This window comes from Comamonas odontotermitis, assembly GCF_040396735.1.
Classification (GTDB): Bacteria; Pseudomonadota; Gammaproteobacteria; order Burkholderiales; family Burkholderiaceae_C; genus Comamonas; species Comamonas odontotermitis_C.
The window spans coordinates 1-23,035 of sequence record NZ_JBEBNZ010000035.1; the positions used below are offsets into that span (position 1 = coordinate 1).

The window sequence follows — 23,035 nt, forward strand, 5'->3', positions numbered from 1 at the left end:
AGGTGGTCAAGTTTCCCCCGGTGCTGGAGCAGTACGCCAGCAAGGACTACACCCGTATCGGCAGCCTGTTCGAGCCCAACTACGAAGTGGTCAAGGGCCTCAAACCCGATGTGATCGTGGCCGGTGGCCGTTCGGCGGCGAAGGTGCCCGAGCTGTCCAAGATTGCGCCAACGCTCGATCTGACGGTGAACAACGCCAAGCCGGTGGAAAGCGCCTTCAAGCACCTCAAGATTCTGGGCCAGATGGTGGGCGCCGAAGCCAAGGCGGATGAACTCATCGCCGCCATGCAGGCCGATATCGACAAGCTCAAGGGCATGACGGCGGGTAAGGGCACGGGCCTGATGGTGATGACCAATGGCGGCAAGCTCAGCGCCTACGGCCCTGGCTCGCGCTTTGGCATGCTGCACGATGTGTACGGCATTGCGCCGGCCAACAAGGACATCCAGGTGGCGGGCCACGGCCAGGCGATCTCGTTCGAATTCATCCTCAAGACCAATCCCGACTGGCTGTTCGTGCTGGACCGGGATGCCGCCATTGGCCGCGAAGGCGCATCGGCGTCCAAGCTGCTGGACAACCCGCTGGTCAACGCCACCAAGGCGGCCAGGAAAAAGCAGATCGTCTATCTGAACTCGGCCAACTGGTACCTGCTGGGCAACGCCAGCCCCGGATCGCTGCACGACGATGTGACGCAGCTGATCAACGCATTCTCCCAAGCCTGATGGCCGGGCTGCAGCCAGCCTTGCCGCGAGCCACAGCATGACAGACATGGTTTTGAAAGCGCCACGCAGCGAGCGCAGCCCGGTGCTGCGCCCGCTGGCTTTCGCGCTGCCCGCCGTGGCGGCCCTGGCCGTTCTGGCCTTCATCAGCCTGCTGGTGGGGGTGAGCGACGTGTCGGTCGCCACCATCGTGCGCCTTTTCTCGCACAACGAAGACGACCTGGCCACGCAGGTACTGGTTGCCAGCCGCGTGCCGCGCACCCTGGCGCTGCTGCTGGCCGGCAGCGCCATGGCCGTGGCGGGCCTGTTGATGCAGATGCTGGCGCGCAACCACTATGTGGAGCCGTCAACCATGGGCACTGCCGAATCCGCAGGCATGGGCATGCTTGTGGGCGTGCTGCTGTGGCCGGACATGCCCGTCTTTGCCAAGATGGGGCTGGCTGCGGTGTTTGCGCTTGGGGGCACGGCGCTGTTTCTGGCGGTGCTCTCGCGCATCCGCCTGCGTGCTGCACTGATCGTGCCGCTGGTGGGGCTGGTGCTGTCGGGGGTGATCGAATCGGCCACCACCTTCATCGCCTACCGCTTCGACCTGATGCAGACGGCGCGCTCATGGATGACGGCGGATTTTTCCGCCATCGTGCAAGGCCGCTACGAGCTGCTGTGGCTGTCGCTGGTGGTTACCGTCGTGGCCATGGTGGCAGCCGACCGCTTTACCGTGGCCGGCATGGGGCAGGACTTTGCCACCAACCTGGGGCTCAACTACAAGCGCCTCGTGGCGCAAGGCGTGGCGGTGGTTTCGGTGGTCACGGCGTCGGTCATCGTCACCGTGGGCATCATCCCGTTTGTCGGCCTGATCGTGCCCAACCTGGTGCGGTTGGTGGTGGGCGACAACGTTCGCAAATCGGTGCTGTGGGTGGCCTGGGCCGGTGCCTTGATGGCGCTTGCCTGTGACCTGATCGGCCGCCTGGTGATCGCGCCCTACGAGGTGCCGATCGGCACGGTGATGGGCGTGATCGGCAGCGCCATGTTCCTCGCTCTGTTGCTGGCGCGGCGTAAGCGCATGGGAGGCTGATGTGAGCAAGACATCCATGCAAAACATGCCAGCAGTGCTTGCAGGTGAAGCGCCATCAGCTATGAAAAAAGCAGCAAATTTGTCGCTGTTGGGTACACCGGTACGTCGCCTCTGGCTGCTGCTGGTGCTGGCGCTGTTTGCCAGTGGCCTGTTCATGACCATTGACGTGCAGGCCGAGTGGAGCTTTGTGCTGCCGCTGCGCGGCACCAAGCTGGCCACCTTATGGACGGTGGCGTTTGCCATTGGCATATCGACCGTGCTGTTCCAGACGGTGACGGGCAACCGCATCCTGACACCTGCGGTGATGGGCTTTGACGCGCTGTTCCAGCTGATCCAGTCGGTACTGGCGTTCACCGTGGGGGTGGCGGCCATGCAGATACCCGAGCTGGCGCGCTTTGGCATGAACGTGGGGGTGATGGTGGTGCTGTCCACTACCTTGTTCGTCTGGCTGTTTCGCGGGCAGGCCAGCAATCTGCATCTGCTGCTGCTCGTGGGCATTGTGGCGGGCATCTTCTTTCGCAGCCTGAACAACTTCGTCTGGCGCGTGATGGACCCGAATGATTTTGTGGTGCTGCAGGACCGCCTGTTTGCCAACTTCAACACCGTCTCGCGCCCGCTGCTCGCGCTATCGCTCGTGGTGATTGCGGCCATGGGCCTGTGGGTATGGCGCCAGCGCCATGTGCTCGATGTGCTGGCGCTGGGCCGCGAGGTGGCCATCAACCTGGGTGTGGACTACCAGCGCGCGGTGATGGGCATCCTGGTGGTGATTGCCATTCTGGTGTCGGTGTCGACCGCGCTGGTGGGGCCGGTCACCTTCTTTGGCCTGCTGGTGAGCAACATGGCCTACCAGTTGATGCATACGCACCAGCACCGCTACACGCTGGCGGCCACCGTGCTGCTAGGGGCATTGCTTCTGGTAGGCGGGCAGATGGTGCTGGAGCGCATGTTCGGTTTCAACACCTCGCTGTCGATCGTGGTGGAGTTTCTGGGCGGGCTCACCTTCATCTACCTGCTGGTACGAAAAACCAGGCATTGAGAGCCGGAGCGTTAGACAGTCATGATCGAAACAGAAAAACTGTGCAAAACCCACGGCACCACTACGGTGCTGCATGGGGTAGACCTGCGCATTCCGCAAGGCAAGCTCACCGCCATCATCGGCCCCAACGGCGCGGGCAAGTCGACCGCCCTGGGCCTGATCAGCCGCCTGGTGCCGAAGACATCGGGCCAGGTGCGCATCGAAGGGCAGGACATTGCCACCACGGCCAGCGATGCGCTGGCACGGATTCTGGCCATTCTGCGGCAGGACAACCAGAGCGCGCTGCGCCTGACGGTGCGCGACCTGGTGGCCTTTGGCCGGTTTCCGCATTCCAAGGGCCGGCTGAGCGCGGAGGACAAGACCCATGTGGATCGGGCCCTGGCCTATCTGAACCTGGAGTCGCTGGAGACACGCTTTCTCGACGAACTCTCGGGCGGTCAGCGCCAGCGGGCCTACATCGCCATGGTGCTGTGCCAGGATACGCGCTACATCCTGCTCGACGAGCCGCTCAACAACCTGGACATGGCCCATGCCGTGGGCATGATGAAGCTGCTGCGTCAGGCCGTACAGGACACAGGCAAGACCGTGGTGGTGGTGTTGCACGACATCAATTTTGCGGCTACCTACGCCGACCACATCATTGCCATGAAGGACGGTCACCTGTACCGCGAGGGGCCGCCGCAGACGGTGGTCTGCAACGAGGTGCTGAGCGACCTGTACGCCATCCCGGTACGGGTGCATGAGGTGGCGGGACGCCGGTTCTGCGACTATTTCTGACCGTTTGCCACCGCGATCATGCAAGCGTGGGTGGCAGAGAAATAGGTACTCATCTACCTATAAGCAGCAGGCATTGACAGCGAGCATGTTTGGTGATTCATTGTGAAATTGTTTAATTAACAAATATGTAGCAAGCACTTGGCACTTTATATTTTTAGCAATTAGTAAAATCAATATCAATTGGATACAAAACCCTTCCGCGATCTTCCCATGACCACCGAATTGCTGATCAAGGAGCACAACAGGCTTGCGTTGCGCTCGCTGTTCCTGGAGGACGGCTTTTCCACCTTTGGGCGTGACGCTGGCAGCGCCATCGTGATGGACCATGCCAGCGTCAGCCGCCACCATGGCGCCTTTTTTCTGCGCGAGCGCTTCGGCATTCTGACGGTGGAGGACCATGACAGCACCAACGGCACCCTGGTCAACGGGGTGCGGGTCAAACGCAAGATTCTGTTTGCTGGTGACGTAGTGCAGGTGGGTGATTTCCAGGTCTACGTGCGGAATGGATCCACCCACGCGGGCGATGCATCGGCCGGGGGCTGAGTGCTACCCATAAAAAAAGCTGCTGAAGACAGCAGCTTTTGCGTTGGGCGGTGGCCAAGCCATCAGGCCATCAGACCACCACGCTATCAGATCATGCGGCTGCAGCGCCAGAGGCGGCGGATGTGGGCTCTTCGCTGCCAGCCTGGGCCTCTTCGCCCGTTGCTATGTGCTTCTTGCGCTGCAACAGCATCGAGTCGCCGTAGCTGAAGAAGCGGTACTGGTGTGCGACCGCGTGCTTGTACAGATCCATGATGTGTTCGTAGCCCGCAAAGGCGCTCACCAGCATCATCAGGCTGCTTTTGGGGAGGTGAAAGTTGGTGACCAGCATGTCAACCACGCGGTAGGGGAAGCCAGGCGTGATGAAGATGTTGGTGTCGCCCGAGAGCTGGCCGGTGCGCGCCCACGATTCGAGCGTGCGCACGGTGGTGGTGCCCACGGCAACCACGCGGCCGCCGCGCTGGCGGCAGCGCTCCAACGCGGCCAGGGTGGGTAGCGGAATGTCGTACCACTCGCTGTGCATCTGGTGGTCTTTGAGGTTCTCTGTCTTGACGGGCTGGAAGGTGCCCGCGCCGACGTGCAGGGTGACGCTGGCACGCTCCACGCCCTTGGCTTCCAGCGCAGCCAGCACCTTGTCGTCGAAGTGCAGCGCAGCGGTGGGGGCTGCCACTGCGCCGGGGTTCTTCGCAAACACCGTCTGGTAGCGCACTTCGTCTTCGGCCTGGTTAGGGTCTCGGCCCGATTGCTGTTCGCGCTCGATGTAGGGCGGCAGCGGAATGTGGCCGTGCTGCTGCATCAGCTCCCACGGGGTTTCGCCATGGGGGCCATCGAGGCGCAGGCGGAACAGGGCACCCATCTCGTTGGGCCAGCGGCCCATCAGCACGGCGTCAAAACCGCCGGCCTTCTTGCCGCCCATCATGTGCAGAACGCCGCCCACGGCCGGTTTTTTGCTCACCTTCATGTGGGCAACGACTTCATTGCCGTCCAGCACGCGTTCGATCAGCAATTCGATCTTGCCGCCGCTGGATTTTTCGCCGAATACGCGCGCCTTGATCACCTGGGTGTCGTTGAAGATCAGCAGGTCGCCCGCTTGCAGCAGATCGGGGAGTTCGTAGAAGTGGCGGTCTGCCAGCTCGGGCTCGCGTGCATCCAGAAGGCGCGAGGCGCTGCGCTCTGCAGCGGGGTGTTGGGCAATCAGCTCGGCGGGGAGCTCGAAATCGAAATCACTCAGGTGAAAGGTGCGGCGGGCACCGGAAAAGGCAGTCATCTTCGGCTCTTGCAGGCGGTACACACCCGCAGCTCACAGGGATCAAACAAGGGGGCGATTGTGCCACCGCATAAGTGACACAGCAGGCAGCGCGGGAAACACTGAAAGTTGTCATAAATTTGTCACAATTGGCATCCGGGGAAGGATGCCGCCATCCGCCCGATTTCGAGACCGCAAAAACGTTCTGCCAACGTATTGAGACAACACAACCAGGAGCAAGCCCATGGCACCCTTCAACATCCGCAGTCTTTCCGCAGCCGCCGTGCTGACAGCACTTGCCGCGAGCGCCCAGGCGCAAGGCGTGGTCAATGCGCTGTGCAGCACCGATGCGCCCTGGTGCGAGGCTGCGGCCAAGGAGTTCACCAAGAAGACCGGCATCAAGGTGAACCAGGCGCACAAGGGCACCGGCGAGATCGCTGCCCAGCTGCGCGCCGAGGCCAACAACCCCAAGACCGATATCTGGTGGGGCGGCACGGGCGATCCTTTCCTGCAGGCGGCCGAGCAAGGCCTGCTGGCCGAATACCGTCCGGCCTACATCAACGACCTGCGGGACTGGAGCGTGCGCCAGTACGCCATGTCGGGCAACCAGGTGGGTGGTTTCTACAGCTCGGCCATCGGCTTTGGCTACAACACCGACATCCTGAAGAAAAAGAAGCTGCCCGAGCCACTGTGCTGGGCCGATGTGATCAAGCCCGAGTTCAAGGGCGAGGTGGAGATTTCGCACCCTGCCTCCAGCGGCACGGCCTATACGGTAATCGCCGGGCTGGTGCAGCTGATGGGCGAAGACCAGGCGTTTGACTACCTCAAGAAACTCCACAAGAACACGACGACCTACACCCGCAGCGGCCAGGCCCAGGCCCCCAATGTGGCCAAGGGCGAGGTGGGCGTGGGCATCACCTTCATGTTCAATTTCGAGAAGTGGAAGGCCGAAAAATACCCCGTGAAGACCCATGCGCCCTGCGAAGGCACGAGCTACGAGGTGGGTGGCATTGCGCTGGTGAAGGGCGCGCGCAACATGGACAACGCCAAGAAGTACTACGACTGGCTGATGGGCCCCGAGGGCCAGGCCGTGGGCGCCAAGGTGGGCAGCTACCAGGTGCCTGCCAACAAGACGTTCAAGATGGACCCCCGCATTCCGACCATGGACGATGTCAAGCTGATCAAGTACGACTTCGAGAAGTACGGCAAATCTGCCGAGCGCAAGCGTCTGATTGACCGCTGGACCAAGGAAGTGGAAGCGCTGCCACGTTGAGCTGTTTCTGGGTTGGCGCGCAGGTGCCGGGAGTTCGCCCCGGCGGGCGAGGCACTTTCTTGTCTCGCAACAAGAAAGTACCCAAAGAAATGCGCCCTGCTGCCTGCGTCCCTGCGCTTCGCTCCGGGCAGCCTGCGCCGTGGTATCTGCGGGGGTGCCGCATAACTCACTGCGCGCTACGCGCTCCGTTCAAACAGATGCGGCAAGCCAGATAACGAAGCACTGGCACTCTGCGGTGCCAGTGCCACCCCGCAAACACCACGTCACAGGCGCATGCAAAAGGGATAAGCAAGCCGACAGCCAGTCATCCATACGGGCCATCGCTGCGCTCGGCCCTATAAGCCGGCCGAGCGCAGCGATGGCCAGGTTGGTTCTCAATCCCCTTTCTGCCTGCGCCGAGGAGCACAGGGTGGGGGCTGGGCAGTTGCACCGCAGAGTGCAACTGCATCGTGAACTGACTTACCGCATCTGTTTGAACGGAGCGCTGTAGGCGCGTAGTGAGTTATGCGGTACAGCCCGCACCCGCGCACCGCAGGTTGCCCGAAGGCGAAGCCGCAGGGACGCAGGCAGCAGGGCGGCCTTCTTTTGGGTACTTTTCTTGGCCGCCAAGAAAAGTGCCTCGCCCGCCGGGGCGAGACCCGGCCACCAATACCCAATAGAAAACCATGCGCCTGCACTGCACTGTCCGCGTACGTACAGCCGCCCCCACAACCAGCCACCACCCCAGCCTCACCACCTACAGGCCCACCCCCTCACGACTTGCTATAGTGGCCCGATGAAGCGTGCCTACCCACTGCTCGTGGCCGCCCTGACGGCCTGGTGTCTGCTGCTGTCTGCCTGGGCCCAGGCCGAGCCCTTGCGTGTGGGCTCCAAGCGCTTTACCGAGTCGTACATCCTTGCCGAAATCGTTGCGCAGACGGCGCGGGCTGCGGGCACCACCGCCGAGGTGCGCCAGGGGCTGGGCAACACCGCCATCGTGTACGAGGCGCTCAAGAGCGGGCAGATCGACGTGTATGCCGAATACACCGGCACCATTGCGCAGGAGATTGTCAAAGACCCAGCCCATACTTCGCTGCAGGATCTGAATCGCGCACTGGTGCCGCAGGGGTTGGCGGTGGGTGTGCCGCTGGGCTTCAACGATGGTTATGCATTGGCCATGCGGCGCGATCTGGCAGGCAAGCTGGGCATCCGCAGCCTGAGCGACCTGGCGCGCCATCCCACGCTGCGCTATGGGCTGTCGAACGAGTTTGTGGGCCGCGCCGATGGCTGGAAGGGCCTTGCGCAGCGCTACGGCCTGCAGGCGCAGCCACAGGGACTGGACCATGGCCTCGCATACGAGGCCATTGCGCAGCAGCACATCGATGTGATGGACATCTACACGACCGACGCCAAGATCGACCACCTGGGGCTGCTGGTGTTGGCGGACGACCGCCAGTATTTTCCGCGCTACGACGCCGTGCTGCTGTACCGGCTGGATCTGCCGCAGAAGCACCCGGCCGCGTGGGCCGCGCTGCAGCCGCTCGCAGGCCGCATCAGCGAGGCGGGCATGATCCGCATGAACGCGCAGGCAGAACTGCAAGCCCAAGGCTTTGCGGCGATTGCGCAGCAGTTTCTGGCAGGTAGCGCCACGGGCGCTGCGCCCGCTACGGATACAGCCGGTGGCCGCGCCAGCTTTGCGGCACAACTGTGGCAGCGCCTCGTGGCCGATGACCTCTGGCGGCTGACCGGCCAGCACTTGCTTCTGGTGTTGATCTCGGTCGGGGCTGCGGCGTTGATTGCGGTGCCTGCGGGGATTGCGTTGTTTCCGCACACGCGCTTGCGCGCGCTGGCGCTGGGAGCGGCGGGGGTCATGCAGACCATTCCGTCGCTGGCGCTGCTGGCGGTGCTGATTGCTGCACTGGGGATGATCGGGCGTATTCCTGCGTTGGTGGCGCTGACGGCGTATTCCATCCTGCCGATCCTGAGCAACACCTGCGCGGGTCTGGCCGAGGTGTCACCCGGTCTGCGCCACGCAGGATCGGCCCTGGGTATGACGCACCCGCAGCGCATGCGCTGGGTGGAACTGCCGATTGCCATGCCCACCGTCATCGCGGGCATCCGCACTGCCTGCGCGATTGCCATCGGCACGGCCACCATTGCCGCCTTCATTGGCGCGGGCGGCCTGGGCGAACGGATCGTGACGGGCCTGGCGCTGAACGACAGCGCACTGATGCTGGCGGGCGCCCTGCCTGCGGCGGCACTGGCGCTGCTCAGCGAGCTATTTTTCGAGCTGTGGGAGCGCTATTTGCGCCGCAAGCGGCTGCGGCGCTAGGGAGCCTCTGCAAAACCCTCGCCGGATGGGGTGGACGTGGATCGCCCGAGGCCAGGTTCAGACCGCAGGGAGTTTTGCAGAGTGTCCCTAGAGCGTGACATCTCCGGCACGTCCTTCCCGGCGCGCCGCCACACTGTCCATGCCCGGCGGGCCGGAGGATCCGGTGCGCACATGGATCAGGTAATTGCCCACGCGTACCACGTCGCCCGAGTACAGCACGCTGCGGCGCATCTGCAGGCCATTGACGAAGATGCCGTTTTTGCTGCCGTGGTCTTCCACCGCAAGCACGCCAAAATGGCTGCTGTGCGTGAAGGCCGCATGGCGGCGGCTGATATCGGGGGACGACAGCACGATGGCGCAGCCCGGCTCGCGGCCGACGCTGAAAAGGCCATCCTTGACGACCAGCGAATGCAGCAGTTGCGCATTGGCATCTTTGACGAGCAGTTCAGGCAGCATGACGAACAGACCTTGTTGAAGGGGGATGCATTGCAGGGGCGCGCGCCACTCTACGAGGCATGGCTGCAACGCACACCCTCCAATCGGAGGGGTGCGTAGTAACAGATTGCATCTACCCGGAGGCTTGCTCCGGCACCTGCGGCATGCAGAAGTCTGTGCAAAAAAAGGCCGCAGGCGCTTGATGAACCGGAGCAGTCAGCTACCAATATGGGAGTGCTTTTACTGGATTTATAACCAGTGGCTGTGCAAACCATGCCAGAATGTGCCGTGATTGAACCTGCCCATGCCTGCAACGCCCGCATCTCCTGCTGCTGACAGTGCCGCACCCAAGGCACGCAAACCTGGCCGCCCGCGCAAAGCGGCTGCGGCCGATGGCGCCGCAGCGCCGCCTGCCAAGGCAGTGGCAAAAAACCCGGCCCAGCAGGCGCTCGTCAAACTCGGGCTCACCCGCGATATCGATCTGGCCCTGCATCTGCCGCTGCGCTACGAAGACGAGACGCGAATCATTGCGCTGCGCAATGCACGCGACGGCGAGGTGGCGCAGATCGAGGCGACGGTCATCTCCAGCGAAATACAGATGCGCCCGCGCCGCCAATTGGTGGTGCAGGTGGAAGACGCCAATGGTGACCAGTGCGAGCTGCGCTTCTTCAGTTTCTACCCATCGCACCAGAAGACGCTGTCCGTGGGCGCTACCTTGCGCATTCGCGGCGAGATCAAGGGCGGTTTCTGGGGGCGCCAGATGGTGCACCCGGCTTTCCGTCAGGCGGGCGGCGAGTTGCCGCAGTCGCTCACCCCGGTGTATCCCACCACAGCCGGCCTGCCGCAGCCCTATTTGCGCCGTGCCGTCATTGGCGGGCTGCAGCGCGCCGATCTGGGCGAAACCCTGCCGCCGGGCGCAGATTTGCCCTATGCCCGCTATTTGGGTGAAAACGGCAGATCGCGTGCATACAGCCTGCGCGAAGCGCTACAGTTTTTGCACCACCCGACGCCTGATGTATCGATTGCCGCACTCGAAGACCACAGCCACCCGGCCTGGCAGCGCCTCAAGGCCGAGGAACTGCTGGCGCAGCAGCTGTCGCAACTGACGGCCAAGCGCGAGCGTGACCGCCTGCGTGCTCCGGCCCTGCAGGCCCGGCGCATGGAGGACGGCAGCCTCAACCTGCATGAACAGTTTCTGGCGGCATTGCCTTTTTCGCTGACAGGTGCCCAGCGCCGTGTGTGCGAAGAAATTGCCCGCGATCTGGCGCGCCATGTGCCCATGCACCGCCTGCTGCAGGGCGATGTGGGCTCGGGCAAGACGATCGTGGCCGCGCTGTCGGCCGTCATCGCCATCGATGCGGGCTGGCAATGCGCGTTGATGGCGCCGACCGAGATTCTGGCCGAGCAGCACTTTGCCAAGCTGGTGGGTTGGCTGGAGCCGCTCCTGGCACCGCGCGGCCTGAAGGTGGCGTGGCTGGCCGGTGCGCAGAAGAAGAAGGAGCGCGCCGCCATGCTGGCGCTGGTGGAAAGTGGCGAGGCCGCGCTGGTGGTGGGCACGCATGCCGTCATCCAGGAGCAGGTGCAGTTCAAAAAACTGGGCCTCGCGGTGATCGACGAGCAGCACCGCTTTGGCGTGGCGCAACGGCTGGCGCTGCGGCAGAAGCTGCTCTCCACGGGGATGGAGCCGCACATGCTGATGATGAGCGCCACACCCATTCCTCGCACTCTGGCGATGAGTTACTACGCCGATCTGGATGTCTCGACCATCGACGAGTTGCCACCCGGCCGCACGCCGGTCGTCACCAAGCTGATCAGCGACAGCCGGCGCGATGAGGTGGTGGCGCGCATTGCCGATCAGATTGCCCAGGGGCGGCAGGTCTATTGGGTGTGTCCGCTCATCGAGGAGAGCGAGGCGCTGGATTTGAGCAACGCCACGGCCACCCATACCGACCTGAGCGAGGCCCTGCCCGGGGTCATGGTGGGGCTGCTGCATTCGCGCATGCCCACGGCAGAAAAAAAAGCGGTGATGGAGCTGTTCACCGCAGGCGTCATGGGCGTGCTGGTATCGACCACAGTGATCGAGGTGGGCGTGGATGTGCCCAACGCCAGCCTGATGGTGATCGAGCATGCCGAGCGTTTTGGCCTGTCGCAACTGCACCAGCTGCGCGGGCGCGTGGGGCGGGGCGCCGCAGCGTCGGCCTGCGTGCTGCTGTACGCGGTGGGCGACAGCGGCAAGCTGGGCGAGACCGCCAAGGAGCGCCTCAAGGCCATGGCCGAGACCAGCGATGGGTTCGAGATCGCCCGGCGTGACCTGGAGATCCGTGGCCCAGGCGAGTTTCTGGGCGCCCGCCAATCCGGCGCTCCCCTGCTGCGCTTTGCAGATCTGGAGGCGGACAGGCACCTGCTGGAATGGGCGCGCGAACTCGCTCCCGACATGCTGGACCGCTGGCCCGAACTGGCAGTCACCCATGTGTCACGCTGGCTGGGGGGCAAGGCGGAGTACCTCAAGGCCTGATTTCAGCCTTCGCACGCGTTGTTGCTTTGTCGCAGATATTCGTTTTTCTTATAAGCAATTGCTTGCGAACATCTATAATAGATAATTCCTATTTTGGCCGTAGGACATTCCCAAACCGGTTTTGGCCAGAATCGGGTACAACTGTACGCTTGCGTCTTTACAGAATCACAGCACAGTGCTCTGTTCTCCGGAACCGAACGCATGTACTATTCAGCGATTCTTATAAAAAACCGACATGACACTTACAGAGCTCAAATATATTGTTGCCGTGGCACGCGAGAGGCATTTTGGCCGTGCTGCCGACGCGTGTTACGTGTCCCAACCCACTTTGTCGGTTGCGATCAAGAAGCTGGAAGAGGAACTCGAGGTCAAGCTGTTTGAACGCAGCGCCTCGGAAGTCTCCGTCACCACCTTGGGCGACCAGATCGTGCGTCAGGCGCAGATCGTCCTGGACCAGGCTGCGGCGATCAAGGAAATTGCCAAGCGTGGCAAGGACCCGCTCGCCGGGGTCCTGACGCTGGGCGTGATCTACACCATTGGGCCCTACCTGCTGCCCGAGCTGGTGCGTCAGTCGATCGAACGCACTCCGCAGATGCCGCTCATGATCAATGAGAACATGACGGCCAAGCTGCTGGAGATGTTGCGTACGGGCGAAATCGACTGCGCCATCGTGGCCGAGCCATTCCCGGATACCGGCCTGGCCATGGCACCCCTGTACGACGAACCTTTCTTCGCCGCTGTGCCCAGCGTGCACCCGCTGGCCACGCGCGACAGCATTTCGTCGAGCGAACTCAAGAACGAAACCATGCTGCTGCTGGGCGCGGGCCACTGCTTCCGCGACCATGTGCTGGAAGTCTGCCCCGAGTTTGCCCGCTACTCCAGCAATACCGAAGGCATTCGCCGTACGTTCGAAGGCTCTTCGCTGGAAACCATCAAGCACATGGTGGCTGCCGGTATGGGCGTCACTCTGGTGCCGCGCCTGTCGGTGCCCAAGGATGCGCTGGAAAAGGGCATTCGCCGCCGTAAATCTGATGAAACCCACATCCGCTACATTCCGCTGACCGACGATTCCAATGGCGAAGCGCCCAAGCGTCGCGTGGTGCTGGTGTGGCGCCGCAGCTTTACCCGCTACGAAGCGATTGCCGCGCTGCGCAACGCCATCTTCGCCTGCAATCTGCCTGGCGTCGAGATGCTGCAGTCCTGAGCCCCTGCGCGTCAACATCGGCTCCTGCCTCCAGCTTCCGCACAACCCCATGCCAGGCCCGCCTGCATGGGGTTTGTTTTTTCCTGTATTACTCTCAATACCATAGCGGGTGGCGCTTGACTGAAAAGCGCCAAAGGTGATTTTTGCTGGAGGAATTGCATCCTTGCCTATGATGGCGGGCATGCGCTGCCATCTCACCTTCCTGCATGCCTTCTCTCCATTGCCATCGCGGGCGGCGGGGCGTACCCCTGGTCGTGCGGCGCCCTGGTGGCTGTGCCTGGTGTTGCTGCACGCAGGCTCGGTGCAGGCCATGGTGCCAACGCAGGCCGCGCAACAGGTGGCAGAGGGACTGGCACGCCTCGATCCCTGGATACCGGTCCTGCTATCGCTGTGGCTGCTGCTAGGGGCGTATTGCTGGATGCGGTTCACGCAGCCGCTGCGTGTGCAGCAGCGGCTGCGCATGCAACTGGAGGCCGGGGCGCCCGTGGCGCCGCCCCTGTCGCCATGGCCCCTGGCGGGTGCTGCGCTGTGCGTGGCGGCGGTGCTGCTGCTGGGGCAGGCGCTGGCCAACCCGGCCCACGCGCTGCATGCGCTCCTGGTGGGGTGGGACGAAGCGGCGCAACGGTGGTCGCAGCAGCATGTCAGTGTATCGGTGCGCGCTTATCTGCGGCACGTGACGGATGTGGGCGATGTGCTGTGGCTGGGGATGCTGTCGGTGTTGGTGGCGGCGCTCCTGGCGTTGCGGCGGCGCTGGCTGCTCTTGCAGGTCTGGGTATTTGCCATCGGCTTGAATGGCCTGTCCACCCGGGTGTTGAAAAATGCCTTTGACCGGGCGCGGCCCGAGGCGCTGCACGAACTGGTGACCTCGGGCGCCAGCTTTCCGAGCGGACACACGGCGGGATCCGTCGTGGTGTATGGCCTGCTGTGGTGGCTGCTGCGGGGGCGCGTGCCGCGCCGCTCCCGCACGGTGCTGGGCGCCGGGCTGGCGGTGCTGGTGGCGCTGATTGCCGCCAGCCGCATCTGGCTGGAGGCGCACTTTGCCAGCGATGTGGTGGCAGGGGGCTTGCTGGGCCTGGCCATCCTGGGCCTGGCGATAGGCGTGCTGGAGCGGGCCCGGGCGCAGTCCTGAAGAATCGAGAGCCTGCCTGGGATACCGCTTGCGCGCTATGCTGGGCGCCTATGTCAGCCGCACCCCGTCCCTCCGTTTCCCTGACCGAGCGGTTTTCGCTCTATCTCGATCTGATCCGCTTCAACCGCCCTGCGGGCTGGCTGGTGCTGGTGTGGCCCACCCTGGTGGCATTGTGGGTGGCGTCGGGCGGTTTTCCGGGCTGGCATCTGCTCATCGTGTTTGTGCTGGGCACCTTCCTGATGCGCAGCGCGGGCTGCTGCATCAACGACATTGCCGACCGCAAGTTTGACAAGCACGTCAAGCGCACGGCCAACCGGCCCATCACCACGGGCAAGATCTCGGTGTTCGAGGCGGCCATGGTGGGCGTGGTGCTGGCGCTGGTCTCGCTGGGGCTCGTGCTCACCACGCGCTGGGAGGCGGTTGCCTGGTCGGTGCCTGCGGTGCTGTTCACCATCCTCTATCCCTTTACCAAGCGCTTTTTTTCCATGCCGCAGGCATTCCTGGGCATTGCCTTCAACTTTGGCGTGCTGATTGCGTTTGCCGCCGTTCAGGGCGCGGTGCCACTCACGGCGTGGCTGCTGTGGCTGGCCAACATGTGCATGGTGCTGGCCTACGACACTGAATACGCCATGGTGGACCGCGACGACGACCTCAAGATCGGCATGAAGACCTCGGCCATCACTCTGGGCCGTTTCGATGTGGCCGCCATCATGGCTTTCTTTGGGCTGTGCCTGGTGCTCACCATTGTGGCCATAACCCCTCAGCACCTGGGCTGGCCCTGGTGGGCAGGCGTGGCCGTGGCGGGGGGCCAGATGGTGTGGCACTACCGCCTGATTCGCTCGCGCTCGCGCGAAGGCTGCTTTACGGCCTTCAGCAAGAGCCACTGGATCGGCGTGGCGTTGTTTGCCGGGGTGGTGCTGGCGTACGCCATTCGCTGATTGCCGAGCAGGCCGCTATTGCGGCAAATACCAATGGTGGGAGCGGTGTATTTTTGCGATTTTTCCCTGTAAATTCATAGACAAAGCACAGAAAAAAGCGGCCATCAATTGATGGCCGCTAACACTGGAGTCGCAGGAAAAAACCGTTAGATGTGGTAGTTGCTTGAGGACATATTTAGAAAAAATGTCTCAAATCATGGTGTTGTGTAAGGCAGAGTTTAATCCAAAGTATCAAACACTGCATCGTCAGGGCCAACAAAAGCCGGAGAACGCCAGGTGACATCACGCAAATTACGTGCAATCTGATTCTCCACGCCCATCAGAACCGCGAATAAAGCCATACGAACTGGTATGCCATTATCGGTCTGCCGGAAGATGGCCAGGCGCGGATCGAGGTTCAGATCGGTCGACAGATCGTTGGCGCCGGGGCGGGCATCACGCGGCAGCGGGTGCATGATGATGGTGTCGGGCTTGCAGACTGCATCGACCAGCGACTTCTGCACCTGGAACTCGGGCGTGTAACCCTCGATGTTCTCACCGGCAAAGCGCTCTTTCTGGATGCGGGTGGCGTACACCACGTCGGCGCCCTTGAGGTCCTGCAGCGAGGTGGAGATTTCCACCACATGGCCATTGGTGGAGGCCAGTTCCACCAGATAGGCGGGCATTTCCAGCGATGCGGGCGAGATCAGGGTGAATTTCATGCCCTTGTACAGCGACAGCAGGCGGATCAGCGAGTGCACGGTGCGGCCGTACTTCAAGTCGCCCACCATGGCGATGTGCGCGCCGTCCATCAGCTTGCCCAGGCGCGAGAACTCGCGCTGGATGGTGTACATGTCGAGAATCGCCTGGCTGGGGTGCTCGCCCGGGCCGTCGCCGGCATTGATGACCGGGATGTTGGTGGCGCGGGCGAATTCGGCAACCGAGCCTTGCTCGGGGTGGCGAATGACCAGCGCGTCCACGTAGCCAGCCATCACGCGGCTGGTGTCATAGATCGATTCGCCCTTGGCCATCGACGAGAAGGTAAACCCCGTCGTATCGCAGACCGAGCCGCCCAGGCGGCTGAAGGCAGCGCCAAAGCTCACGCGGGTGCGGGTGCTGGCTTCGAAGAACAGGCTGCCCATGACGGCGCCCTCCAGCACGCGGCATACCTTGTGGCGCCGTGCGATCGGCTGCATCACATCGGTAATGCGAAACAGCTCTTCGAGGCTTTCGCGCTCAAGTTGCGCAACAGACAGCAACTGCGGACGGCCATCGGCCGACATGCGCTCGGCCAGCGGGCGGTTGTGCTTTTGCGTGTCGGTGCCAGCGGCTTCGCGCGAGAGGATTTCGGAGACGAACTTCTGCGCCATGTCGGGCATGGCGCGGGCTTCGCCCGAAGCCTCGGGCAGAAGCCAGGTGTCCAGCGTGCGCCGGCGCACGCCCAGGCGCTCGGCGAATGCATCGCGCGTCAAGTTCAAACGGCGCATTGCGTCGCGGAGGAAATCCTGCTGGCTGTCCATGTGTGGGCTCCGGTAAATGGCGAACGGGCAGGATTATACGCTTTGCGTTTGTACTTTGGTGAAAATATACGCTTTGCGTTTTCTGCGAAGGCCCGTTGCCATCAACTGCTGCGGATACGGCCGTGGAGTGGGCCTCTTGCTGCGCGGAGAGCCCGCATCAGCCAATTCTTCAGGCGCCGAATTCGTCGCCCAGCTCCACGGCGCGCTTTTCGGCGGCCTTCATGGCGGCAATGAAATGGGCGCCCATCTGGTTGGCGCGCATGCTCTCCAGCGCGGCAAAGGTGGTGCCACCTTTGCTGGTGACCCGCTCGCGCAGCACGGCAGGCGGCTCGCTCGATTGCGCGGCCAGTTGCGAAGCGCCGGTGAAAGTACCGATCGCCAGTTGCAGCGCCTGTTCGGCGGGCAGGCCCATTTCCACACCGGCTTGCTGCATCGCTTCCAGAAAATAGAACACATAGGCGGGGCCGGAGCCAGAGAGCGCCGTCACCGCATCGAGCTGCGATTCCTGCTGCACCCAGATGAATTGCCCGGTGGTGCCGATGATCTGCTCGGCTATCGCTTGCTGCGCGGGCGTCACGCCCTGCCGTGCAAACAGTGCCGTCATGCCCTGGCCCACCAGGGCGGGCGTGTTGGGCATGGCGCGCACGATGTGCTCGTTGGCGGCCCACTGGGCGATGGAGCTGCTGCGGATGCCGGCCGCCACGCTCAGGTGCAGGGCGTGGCTGGTGAAGGATGCGACAGAAGCGGCCGCATCCTTGAAGGTTTGAGGTTTGACCGCCCAGACCACGACCTGCGCACTGGCCAGCGCGCCATCCGCCGCCGGCAGCGCGGTGATGCCAAACTGCTGCAGCAGTACGGCGCGCTGGGGCTCATAGGGCTCCACCACCATGATGCGCTCTGCGGGCACACCCTGGCGGATCAGGCCGCCGATGATGGCGCTGGCCATGTTGCCGCCGCCGATGAAGGCAATGGGAGGGAATTGGGAAAAGTCTGTGGTGCTCATGAAGGAAGGCCAACGGGCCGAAATGAGGGTGGGGCCAGCATGGGCCATGCGTGTCTATGGTGGACTATAGCGGCGGCAGCGGCACGGCCCAAGCGCTGCGTGCAACCCCCAAGTCGGCAGGCGGGTTTTTGCTATGCAATTTGATGCCTCTGCGCTTGCCTGCCGTGCGCTGGAAGCCTATTTACCTATCTTCTGCCGCCAAGAGGTGGGTTCAATGCGTTTTTTGACGTGCGGCAAGGTCGCCACACCTGGGATAGCCTCGGTAGTGATTGAAATAACAATTGAGCAGAGTTCTAGGTAAATTATTGCAATCTGAAGGCACCCAAGCTGCCACGCCCCATTTGGAGGAGAAGAGATGACGAGTTTGAATCGCAGGCATTTTTCGGTACTGGCCGGATCTGCCGCTTTGGCGGGCCTGGGCTCGCTTCGCGCGCATGCGGCAGATGCGCCGCTGGTGCTGGGCCAGTCGGCGCCATTTACCGGGCCTGCTGCGCAACTGGGTATTCAGTTCAACCAGGGTGCGAATCTGTTTCTGGAACAGTACAACGCGCAAAGCGGCCAGCGTCCGGTGACGATTCGCCATCTGGATGATGGCTATGACCCCGAGCGTACGGCTGCCAACACGCGCCAGCTGATTCAGGAGCAGGTGTTTGCGCTGTTCGGCTACATAGGCACGCCCACGAGCCTGGCTGCGCTGCCCCTGACGGCTGGCGATAACATTCCTTTCTTTGCCCCGTTCAGCGGAGCCATGTCATTGCGCAACCCATTCCGGCGCAATGTGTTCCATGTGCGCGCCTCCTACAACGACGAAACGGCACAGATCGTGCGCCACCTGACCACCATCGGCAACAACCAGATTGCGGTGTTCCATCAGAACGATGCCTATGGCCATGCGGGCTTGGATGGCGTGACGCTGGCGCTGGCGCAGCTCAAGCTGCGGCCAGTTGCCACTGGTGTTGTCGAGCGCAACTCGGTCGATGTCGGCGCTGCGGTACGCACCATCGTGGCTGCGCAGCCCCACGCCGTGGTGCTGATCAGCACCTACAAATCCTGCGCGGCCTTCATCCGTGCGGCGCGCAAGGCCGGTTTCAGCGGCACTTTCTACAACGTGTCCTTTGTCGGGGCAGAGGCCCTGGCCAATGAACTGGGCAAGGAGGGCTCGGGCGTCGTGGTGTCGCAGGTCGTGCCTTCTCCCTCGAGCGGTTCTTCGGCCCTGGCGCGCGAGTACCAGGAGGCCATGCGCAAAGGTGGCGGGGGCGCGGCAGGCACCTATGCCAGCATGGAAGGCTTTCTGGCTGCCAAGGTGCTGGTGGAGGGCTTGAAGCGCGCCAAGTCGCCAACGCGCGAGGGGCTGATCGCCGGGCTGGAGACGCTGGATCGCCAGTCCTTTGGCGGCTTTGATGTCACCTTCACGCCGCGCAGCCACATGGGCTCGAAGTTTGTCGAGATGAGCATGCTGACGGCAGAGAAGCGGGTGATCGGCCTGGGACCTCACGGTGACCCGTTGCCCGCCATGGTTGCTTGACTGATTTCAAGGACTCATTCAACGCGAGCAGGATGGGGTCTCGGCCAGGGCGACAACCTGGGTCACCTCAGCAGGGTTGAAGTTGTTGTCGCTCACCAGGAGCAATACGCGTTCGCCGCTGGCAAGGCGCGGGCCCCAGGTCATACCTTCGATGTTGTCCACGGTCTGCAGGCCTGCCTGGGCAAAGTCCAGCAGCAGTGTCTTGGCGGCTGGCTCAAACTGGCCGGGCACCAGCGCATCCATGGTCAGGGTGTCGGTGGTTTCGGTAGAAATGCGGTAGAGCCGCACCGAAAAGCCCGTGCCCAGCACATAGGAGCGCTCCAGCACCAGCAGGTGCCCGGGCCCATCGGCCAGGATTTCGCTCACACCATTGACCGCCACCAGGGGCAGTGTCAGGTTGTCTGCGGGCAAGGCGTCGGGCACATAGGCGATCTGGCGCTGCGGCTGGCGCGTTGCCATGTCGTACTGCGTGATGCGCAAGGGGCCGCCCGGCAGGCCGCGTGCGGGCAGCGGGCCGTCCTGCTTCAGGGCGCCTTCCATGGCCAGCCACAGCGTTTTCTGGTCGTCACCGATGGCTATGCCTTCCAGCGTCATGTTGTTGCGTGGGCCGGTGCTGGCGCTCTTGCTGGCGGGCAGCTGCAGTTGTGGCGGCAGCGGCCAGGCCTGCTGCCACCGGCCATCGAGCGCGGCTTCGTTCAGTTCCGGCCCAAAGCCGCGCGCAAAATCGCCTTCGCTGCTCCAGACAAGGCGCTGGCTGCCAGGCAGCACACGCAGCGCTTCGGGGTCGGGTACGGCAACGCCTGCGCGTGCAGCGCGCTTGGAGGCGTAGGGCTGGCCATCGGGCGCGCCCAGGTAATGGGCTTCGTCCAGCTGCACGCTGTGCAGGCCGCCTGCATCGTAGTGGATGCGAGCGGTGTAGAAGCGCGCGCTGTCATGCGCCGAACGGTCATCGCTTACCAGGTAGTAGCGGTCGTCGGCGGCGTTGTAGTCGATGGACGAGAGGCCGCCCACCGGTACCCCGGCAAACTGCACATCCAGGCCCCAGCGCGTTTCACCCAGCAGACGGAAGGAGGCTGTACCGGTGCATGGCGCTGCGGGTGGCAAGGCCTCGGCCTGGGTCCTCGGGCTGCCGTCGGGCGCGCGGAATGGCGCATGGCCGCAACCGGCCAGAACGCTTGCCACCATGGCGAGGGCAAACCGGCGAAGGCTTGTAATAGATGTGTGAGGGTTGTGCTGCATCTGTTGCTGGCGTATAAATTCTCGGGGACGCCACGGTACTACCCGGCAATTGTTCACATTTTCTCGGTGTTGCAAGGGTACAGGGGTTCCTATCATCGCGGCTGGAGGTGAACAGCCATGACATGGCTGCGCCCGTAAATACGAGGAGTGATGCAATGGCAACCCAAGCACAAAAGTGGTCGGCGGAATTTTTAGGAACCTTCTGGTTGACGTTCGGAGGCTGCGGCAGCGCCGTATTGGCCGCCGCGTTTCCACAGGTCGGTATTGGCCTGCTGGGCGTGTCGCTGGCCTTCGGCCTGACGGTGCTGACCGGTGCCTATGCCTTCGGCCCGGTCTCGGGCGGGCATTTCAACCCGGCGGTGTCGGTGGGGTTGACGGTGGCGGGCCGCTTCAAGGCGTCTGAGCTGCCAGGCTACATCATTGCCCAGGTGCTGGGCGCGATTGCCGCAGCCGCTGTGCTGTACCTGATTGCTTCCGGCAAGGCCGGCGCCACGGTCACCGATCTGGCAACCAATGGCTTTGGCGAGCATTCGCCCGGCAAGTTCTCGATGGTGGCTGCACTGGTGACCGAAGTGGTGCTGACGGCAGTCTTTCTGCTGGTGATCCTGGGCTCCACCGCCAAGAAGGCCGCTGCTGGCTTTGCTGGCATGAGCATCGGCCTGTGCCTGACCCTGATCCACCTGATCTCGATCCCCGTGACCAACACCTCGGTCAACCCCGCACGCAGCACCGGCCCCGCGCTGTTCGGCCCCTCGATCGCTCTGGAGCAGCTGTGGCTCTTCTGGCTGGCACCGATCGTGGGCGCTGTCATCGGCGCGCTGATCCACAAGGCACTGCTGGCGGGTCAGGAAGACTGAGCAGGCAAACGGCTCAATGCAAAAGGGATGCTGATGCATCCCTTTTTTTATGGGTTATTTTGCTTGCTGGTGCTTAACTATAAAGCGCCAGTAGCTATCAAATTAATAGTAATTCGGTTTATTGCGCCGTGGTCTGGCGCACGGCCTGTTCCCAGCGGGCCATCAGGGCGTCGGCGCGGGCCTTGTCCTGGGTGGGGACGAAGCGGCGTTCGGCCTTCCACAGTGCGGACAGCTCGTCGGTGCACTGGTAGACGCCGGTGGACAGGCCCGCGAGGTAGGCGGCGCCCAGCGCGGTGGTTTCCACGCAGGCGGGGCGTACGACGGGAATGCCCAGCAAGTCGGCCTGGAACTGCATCAGCAGGTTATTGACGCAGGCGCCGCCGTCCACGCGCAACTCGGTCACGGGCTGGCCGCCGTTGGCCACAGCGTCGCGGCTCATGGCCTGCAGCAGGGCGGCGCTTTGGTAGGCGATGGATTCGAGCGCGGCGCGGGCGATGTGGGCCAAGGTGGTGCCACGGGTGAGGCCGGTGATGGTGCCGCGCGCATCGGCATTCCAGTACGGCGCGCCCAGGCCGGTGAAGGCGGGCACCATCATGACGCCGCCGCTGTCGGGCACGCTTTCGGCCAGCTGCTGCACCTGGCCGCTGTGCTCAATGGCGCGCAGGCCGTCGCGCAGCCATTGCACCACGGCGCCACCGACGAAGACGCTGCCTTCCAGTGCGAACTGGGGTGCTGAGGATACCTGCGCGGCGCTGGTGGTCAGCAGGCCATTGCGCGAGGTCTGGAAGGTGCCGCCGGTGTGCATCAGCATGAAGCAGCCGGTGCCATAGGTGTTCTTGGCCATGCCGGCGGAAAAGCAGGCCTGGCCGAAGAGGGCGCTTTGCTGGTCGCCCGCCATGCCACCGATGTGGATGGGCGCGCCCAGAAAATCGTCCGTGGTATCGCCAAAGTGGCTGGCCGAGGGTTGGACCTCCGGCATGAGCGAGCGCGGAATGCGCAGGAGTGCCAGCAGCTCGTCGTCCCACTGGTTGCTGTGCACATTGAAGAGCATGGTGCGGCTGGCGTTGCTCACGTCGGTTACATGGCGTCGGCCGCCGGTCAATTGCCAGACGAGCCAGGTATCCACGGTGCCAAAGGCGAGCTCACCGCGCTCGGCAGCGGCCCGCGCGCCGGGTACGTGGTCGAGCAACCACTGCAGCTTGGTGGCGGAAAAATAGGCGTCGACGAGCAGGCCGGTCTTTTGCTGGATCAGGCCGGCGTGGCCATCTTCGCGCAGCTGGGCGCACACGGGCTCTGCCCGCCGGTCCTGCCAGACCAGGGCATTGTGGATGGGCTGGCCGGTCTTGCGGTTCCACACCACGGTGGTTTCGCGCTGGTTGGTGATGCCAAGCGCCGTGATCTGGCTGGCACTGATGCCGCTTTTCTTGAGGGCCTCGCGCGCGGTAGCGAGCTGCGTGCCCCAGATCTGCAGCGGGTCGTGCTCCACATGGCCGGGGCTGGGGTAGATCTGCGGCAGCTCCTGCTGGGCCAGGGCGACGATGTTGCCGCGCGCGTCAAACACGATGGAGCGGGAGCTGGAGGTGCCCTGGTCCAGGGCAAGCAAGTAGGTCATAGGTTTTCCGTGATTCATTGCGTGCTACGCACGTCTTTGGCGCTGGAGCGGCCCGGGCAAGCGCAGCCAGGCAAGGGTCGTTCCGCAGCGGCTCAGAGGGGTGTTCAT

General features: G+C 63.4%; 19 protein-coding genes. 13 read left to right on the forward strand and 6 right to left on the reverse strand.

Features of this window, described 5'->3' with window-relative positions; translation table 11 throughout:
* From ACH2DG_RS19030 to ACH2DG_RS19050, 5 genes are all read left to right on the forward strand, one after another.
* Positions 1-719: siderophore ABC transporter substrate-binding protein (locus tag ACH2DG_RS19030; protein ID WP_395028036.1), on the forward strand; the 719-nt coding region annotated here is incomplete at its 5' end.
* A gap of 46 nt (positions 720-765) precedes the next feature.
* A complete protein-coding gene (locus tag ACH2DG_RS19035) occupies positions 766-1,788 on the forward strand; it encodes an ABC transporter permease (RefSeq protein WP_395028067.1) in 1,023 nt (340 codons plus the stop codon).
* Positions 1,789-1,849: 61 nt separating this feature from the next.
* On the forward strand, positions 1,850-2,824 hold the full coding sequence (locus ACH2DG_RS19040) for an iron chelate uptake ABC transporter family permease subunit (RefSeq protein ID WP_395028037.1): 975 nt from the start codon (positions 1,850-1,852) through the stop codon (positions 2,822-2,824).
* Positions 2,825-2,845: 21 nt separating this feature from the next.
* A complete protein-coding gene (locus ACH2DG_RS19045; RefSeq protein ID WP_395028039.1) occupies positions 2,846-3,601 on the forward strand; it encodes an ABC transporter ATP-binding protein in 756 nt (251 codons plus the stop codon).
* A gap of 210 nt (positions 3,602-3,811) precedes the next feature.
* Positions 3,812-4,144: an FHA domain-containing protein gene (locus ACH2DG_RS19050; RefSeq protein ID WP_395028040.1), complete on the forward strand. Its 333-nt coding sequence runs from the start codon at positions 3,812-3,814 to the stop codon at positions 4,142-4,144.
* Between the two features lie 91 nt (positions 4,145-4,235).
* Here ACH2DG_RS19050 and queA read toward each other — a convergent pair whose 3' ends face one another.
* Positions 4,236-5,408: a tRNA preQ1(34) S-adenosylmethionine ribosyltransferase-isomerase QueA gene (queA, locus tag ACH2DG_RS19055; protein ID WP_395028041.1), complete on the reverse strand. Its 1,173-nt coding sequence runs from the start codon at positions 5,406-5,408 to the stop codon at positions 4,236-4,238.
* A gap of 223 nt (positions 5,409-5,631) precedes the next feature.
* Here queA and ACH2DG_RS19060 point away from each other — a divergent pair, with 223 nt between their 5' ends.
* Positions 5,632-6,660 (forward strand): ABC transporter substrate-binding protein, encoded by a 1,029-nt coding sequence (locus ACH2DG_RS19060; protein WP_395028042.1) that lies wholly within the window; start codon positions 5,632-5,634, stop codon positions 6,658-6,660.
* Between the two features lie 775 nt (positions 6,661-7,435).
* A complete protein-coding gene (locus ACH2DG_RS19065; RefSeq protein WP_395028044.1) occupies positions 7,436-8,971 on the forward strand; it encodes a glycine betaine ABC transporter substrate-binding protein in 1,536 nt (511 codons plus the stop codon).
* A gap of 87 nt (positions 8,972-9,058) precedes the next feature.
* On the opposite strand, the gene ACH2DG_RS19070 is transcribed toward ACH2DG_RS19065, so the two are convergent.
* On the reverse strand, positions 9,059-9,427 hold the full coding sequence (locus ACH2DG_RS19070) for an FHA domain-containing protein (protein WP_395028045.1): 369 nt from the start codon (positions 9,425-9,427) through the stop codon (positions 9,059-9,061).
* A gap of 283 nt (positions 9,428-9,710) precedes the next feature.
* Between ACH2DG_RS19070 and recG the strand changes: the two genes are divergently transcribed.
* The 4 genes from recG (at position 9,711) to ubiA (ending at position 15,192) form a co-directional block, all read left to right on the forward strand.
* Complete coding sequence (gene recG, locus ACH2DG_RS19075) at positions 9,711-11,921, forward strand: ATP-dependent DNA helicase RecG (protein WP_395028046.1); 2,211 nt, start codon at positions 9,711-9,713, stop codon at positions 11,919-11,921.
* 235 nt (positions 11,922-12,156) lie between these two features.
* Positions 12,157-13,125, forward strand: coding sequence for a LysR substrate-binding domain-containing protein (locus ACH2DG_RS19080; protein WP_395028047.1), 969 nt, complete (start codon positions 12,157-12,159; stop codon positions 13,123-13,125).
* Positions 13,126-13,294: 169 nt separating this feature from the next.
* Positions 13,295-14,254, forward strand: a complete 960-nt coding sequence (locus ACH2DG_RS19085) for a phosphatase PAP2 family protein (protein WP_395028069.1) — start codon at positions 13,295-13,297, stop codon at positions 14,252-14,254.
* A gap of 50 nt (positions 14,255-14,304) precedes the next feature.
* Positions 14,305-15,192: a 4-hydroxybenzoate octaprenyltransferase gene (ubiA, locus tag ACH2DG_RS19090; protein WP_395028048.1), complete on the forward strand. Its 888-nt coding sequence runs from the start codon at positions 14,305-14,307 to the stop codon at positions 15,190-15,192.
* A 218-nt stretch (positions 15,193-15,410) separates the two neighbouring features.
* Here ubiA and ACH2DG_RS19095 read toward each other — a convergent pair whose 3' ends face one another.
* Both ACH2DG_RS19095 and proC read right to left on the reverse strand, forming a co-directional pair.
* A complete protein-coding gene (locus ACH2DG_RS19095; RefSeq protein WP_395028049.1) occupies positions 15,411-16,691 on the reverse strand; it encodes an aspartate carbamoyltransferase in 1,281 nt (426 codons plus the stop codon).
* Between the two features lie 169 nt (positions 16,692-16,860).
* Positions 16,861-17,694 (reverse strand): pyrroline-5-carboxylate reductase, encoded by an 834-nt coding sequence (gene proC / locus ACH2DG_RS19100; RefSeq protein WP_395028051.1) that lies wholly within the window; start codon positions 17,692-17,694, stop codon positions 16,861-16,863.
* A 355-nt stretch (positions 17,695-18,049) separates the two neighbouring features.
* On the opposite strand from proC, the gene ACH2DG_RS19105 reads away from it, so the two are divergent.
* Positions 18,050-19,219: an ABC transporter substrate-binding protein gene (locus tag ACH2DG_RS19105; RefSeq protein ID WP_395028052.1), complete on the forward strand. Its 1,170-nt coding sequence runs from the start codon at positions 18,050-18,052 to the stop codon at positions 19,217-19,219.
* A gap of 18 nt (positions 19,220-19,237) precedes the next feature.
* Here the strand turns inward: ACH2DG_RS19105 and ACH2DG_RS19110 are convergent, their stop codons facing one another.
* Entirely contained in the window at positions 19,238-20,404 is a 1,167-nt protein-coding gene (locus ACH2DG_RS19110) for an esterase-like activity of phytase family protein (RefSeq protein WP_395028053.1), read from the reverse strand.
* 209 nt (positions 20,405-20,613) lie between these two features.
* Between ACH2DG_RS19110 and aqpZ the strand changes: the two genes are divergently transcribed.
* Positions 20,614-21,315: an aquaporin Z gene (gene aqpZ / locus ACH2DG_RS19115; protein ID WP_395028055.1), complete on the forward strand. Its 702-nt coding sequence runs from the start codon at positions 20,614-20,616 to the stop codon at positions 21,313-21,315.
* A 118-nt stretch (positions 21,316-21,433) separates the two neighbouring features.
* Here the strand turns inward: aqpZ and glpK are convergent, their stop codons facing one another.
* Positions 21,434-22,927 (reverse strand): glycerol kinase GlpK, encoded by a 1,494-nt coding sequence (gene glpK / locus ACH2DG_RS19120; RefSeq protein WP_395028057.1) that lies wholly within the window; start codon positions 22,925-22,927, stop codon positions 21,434-21,436.
* Between the last annotated feature and the right edge of the window lie 108 nt (positions 22,928-23,035).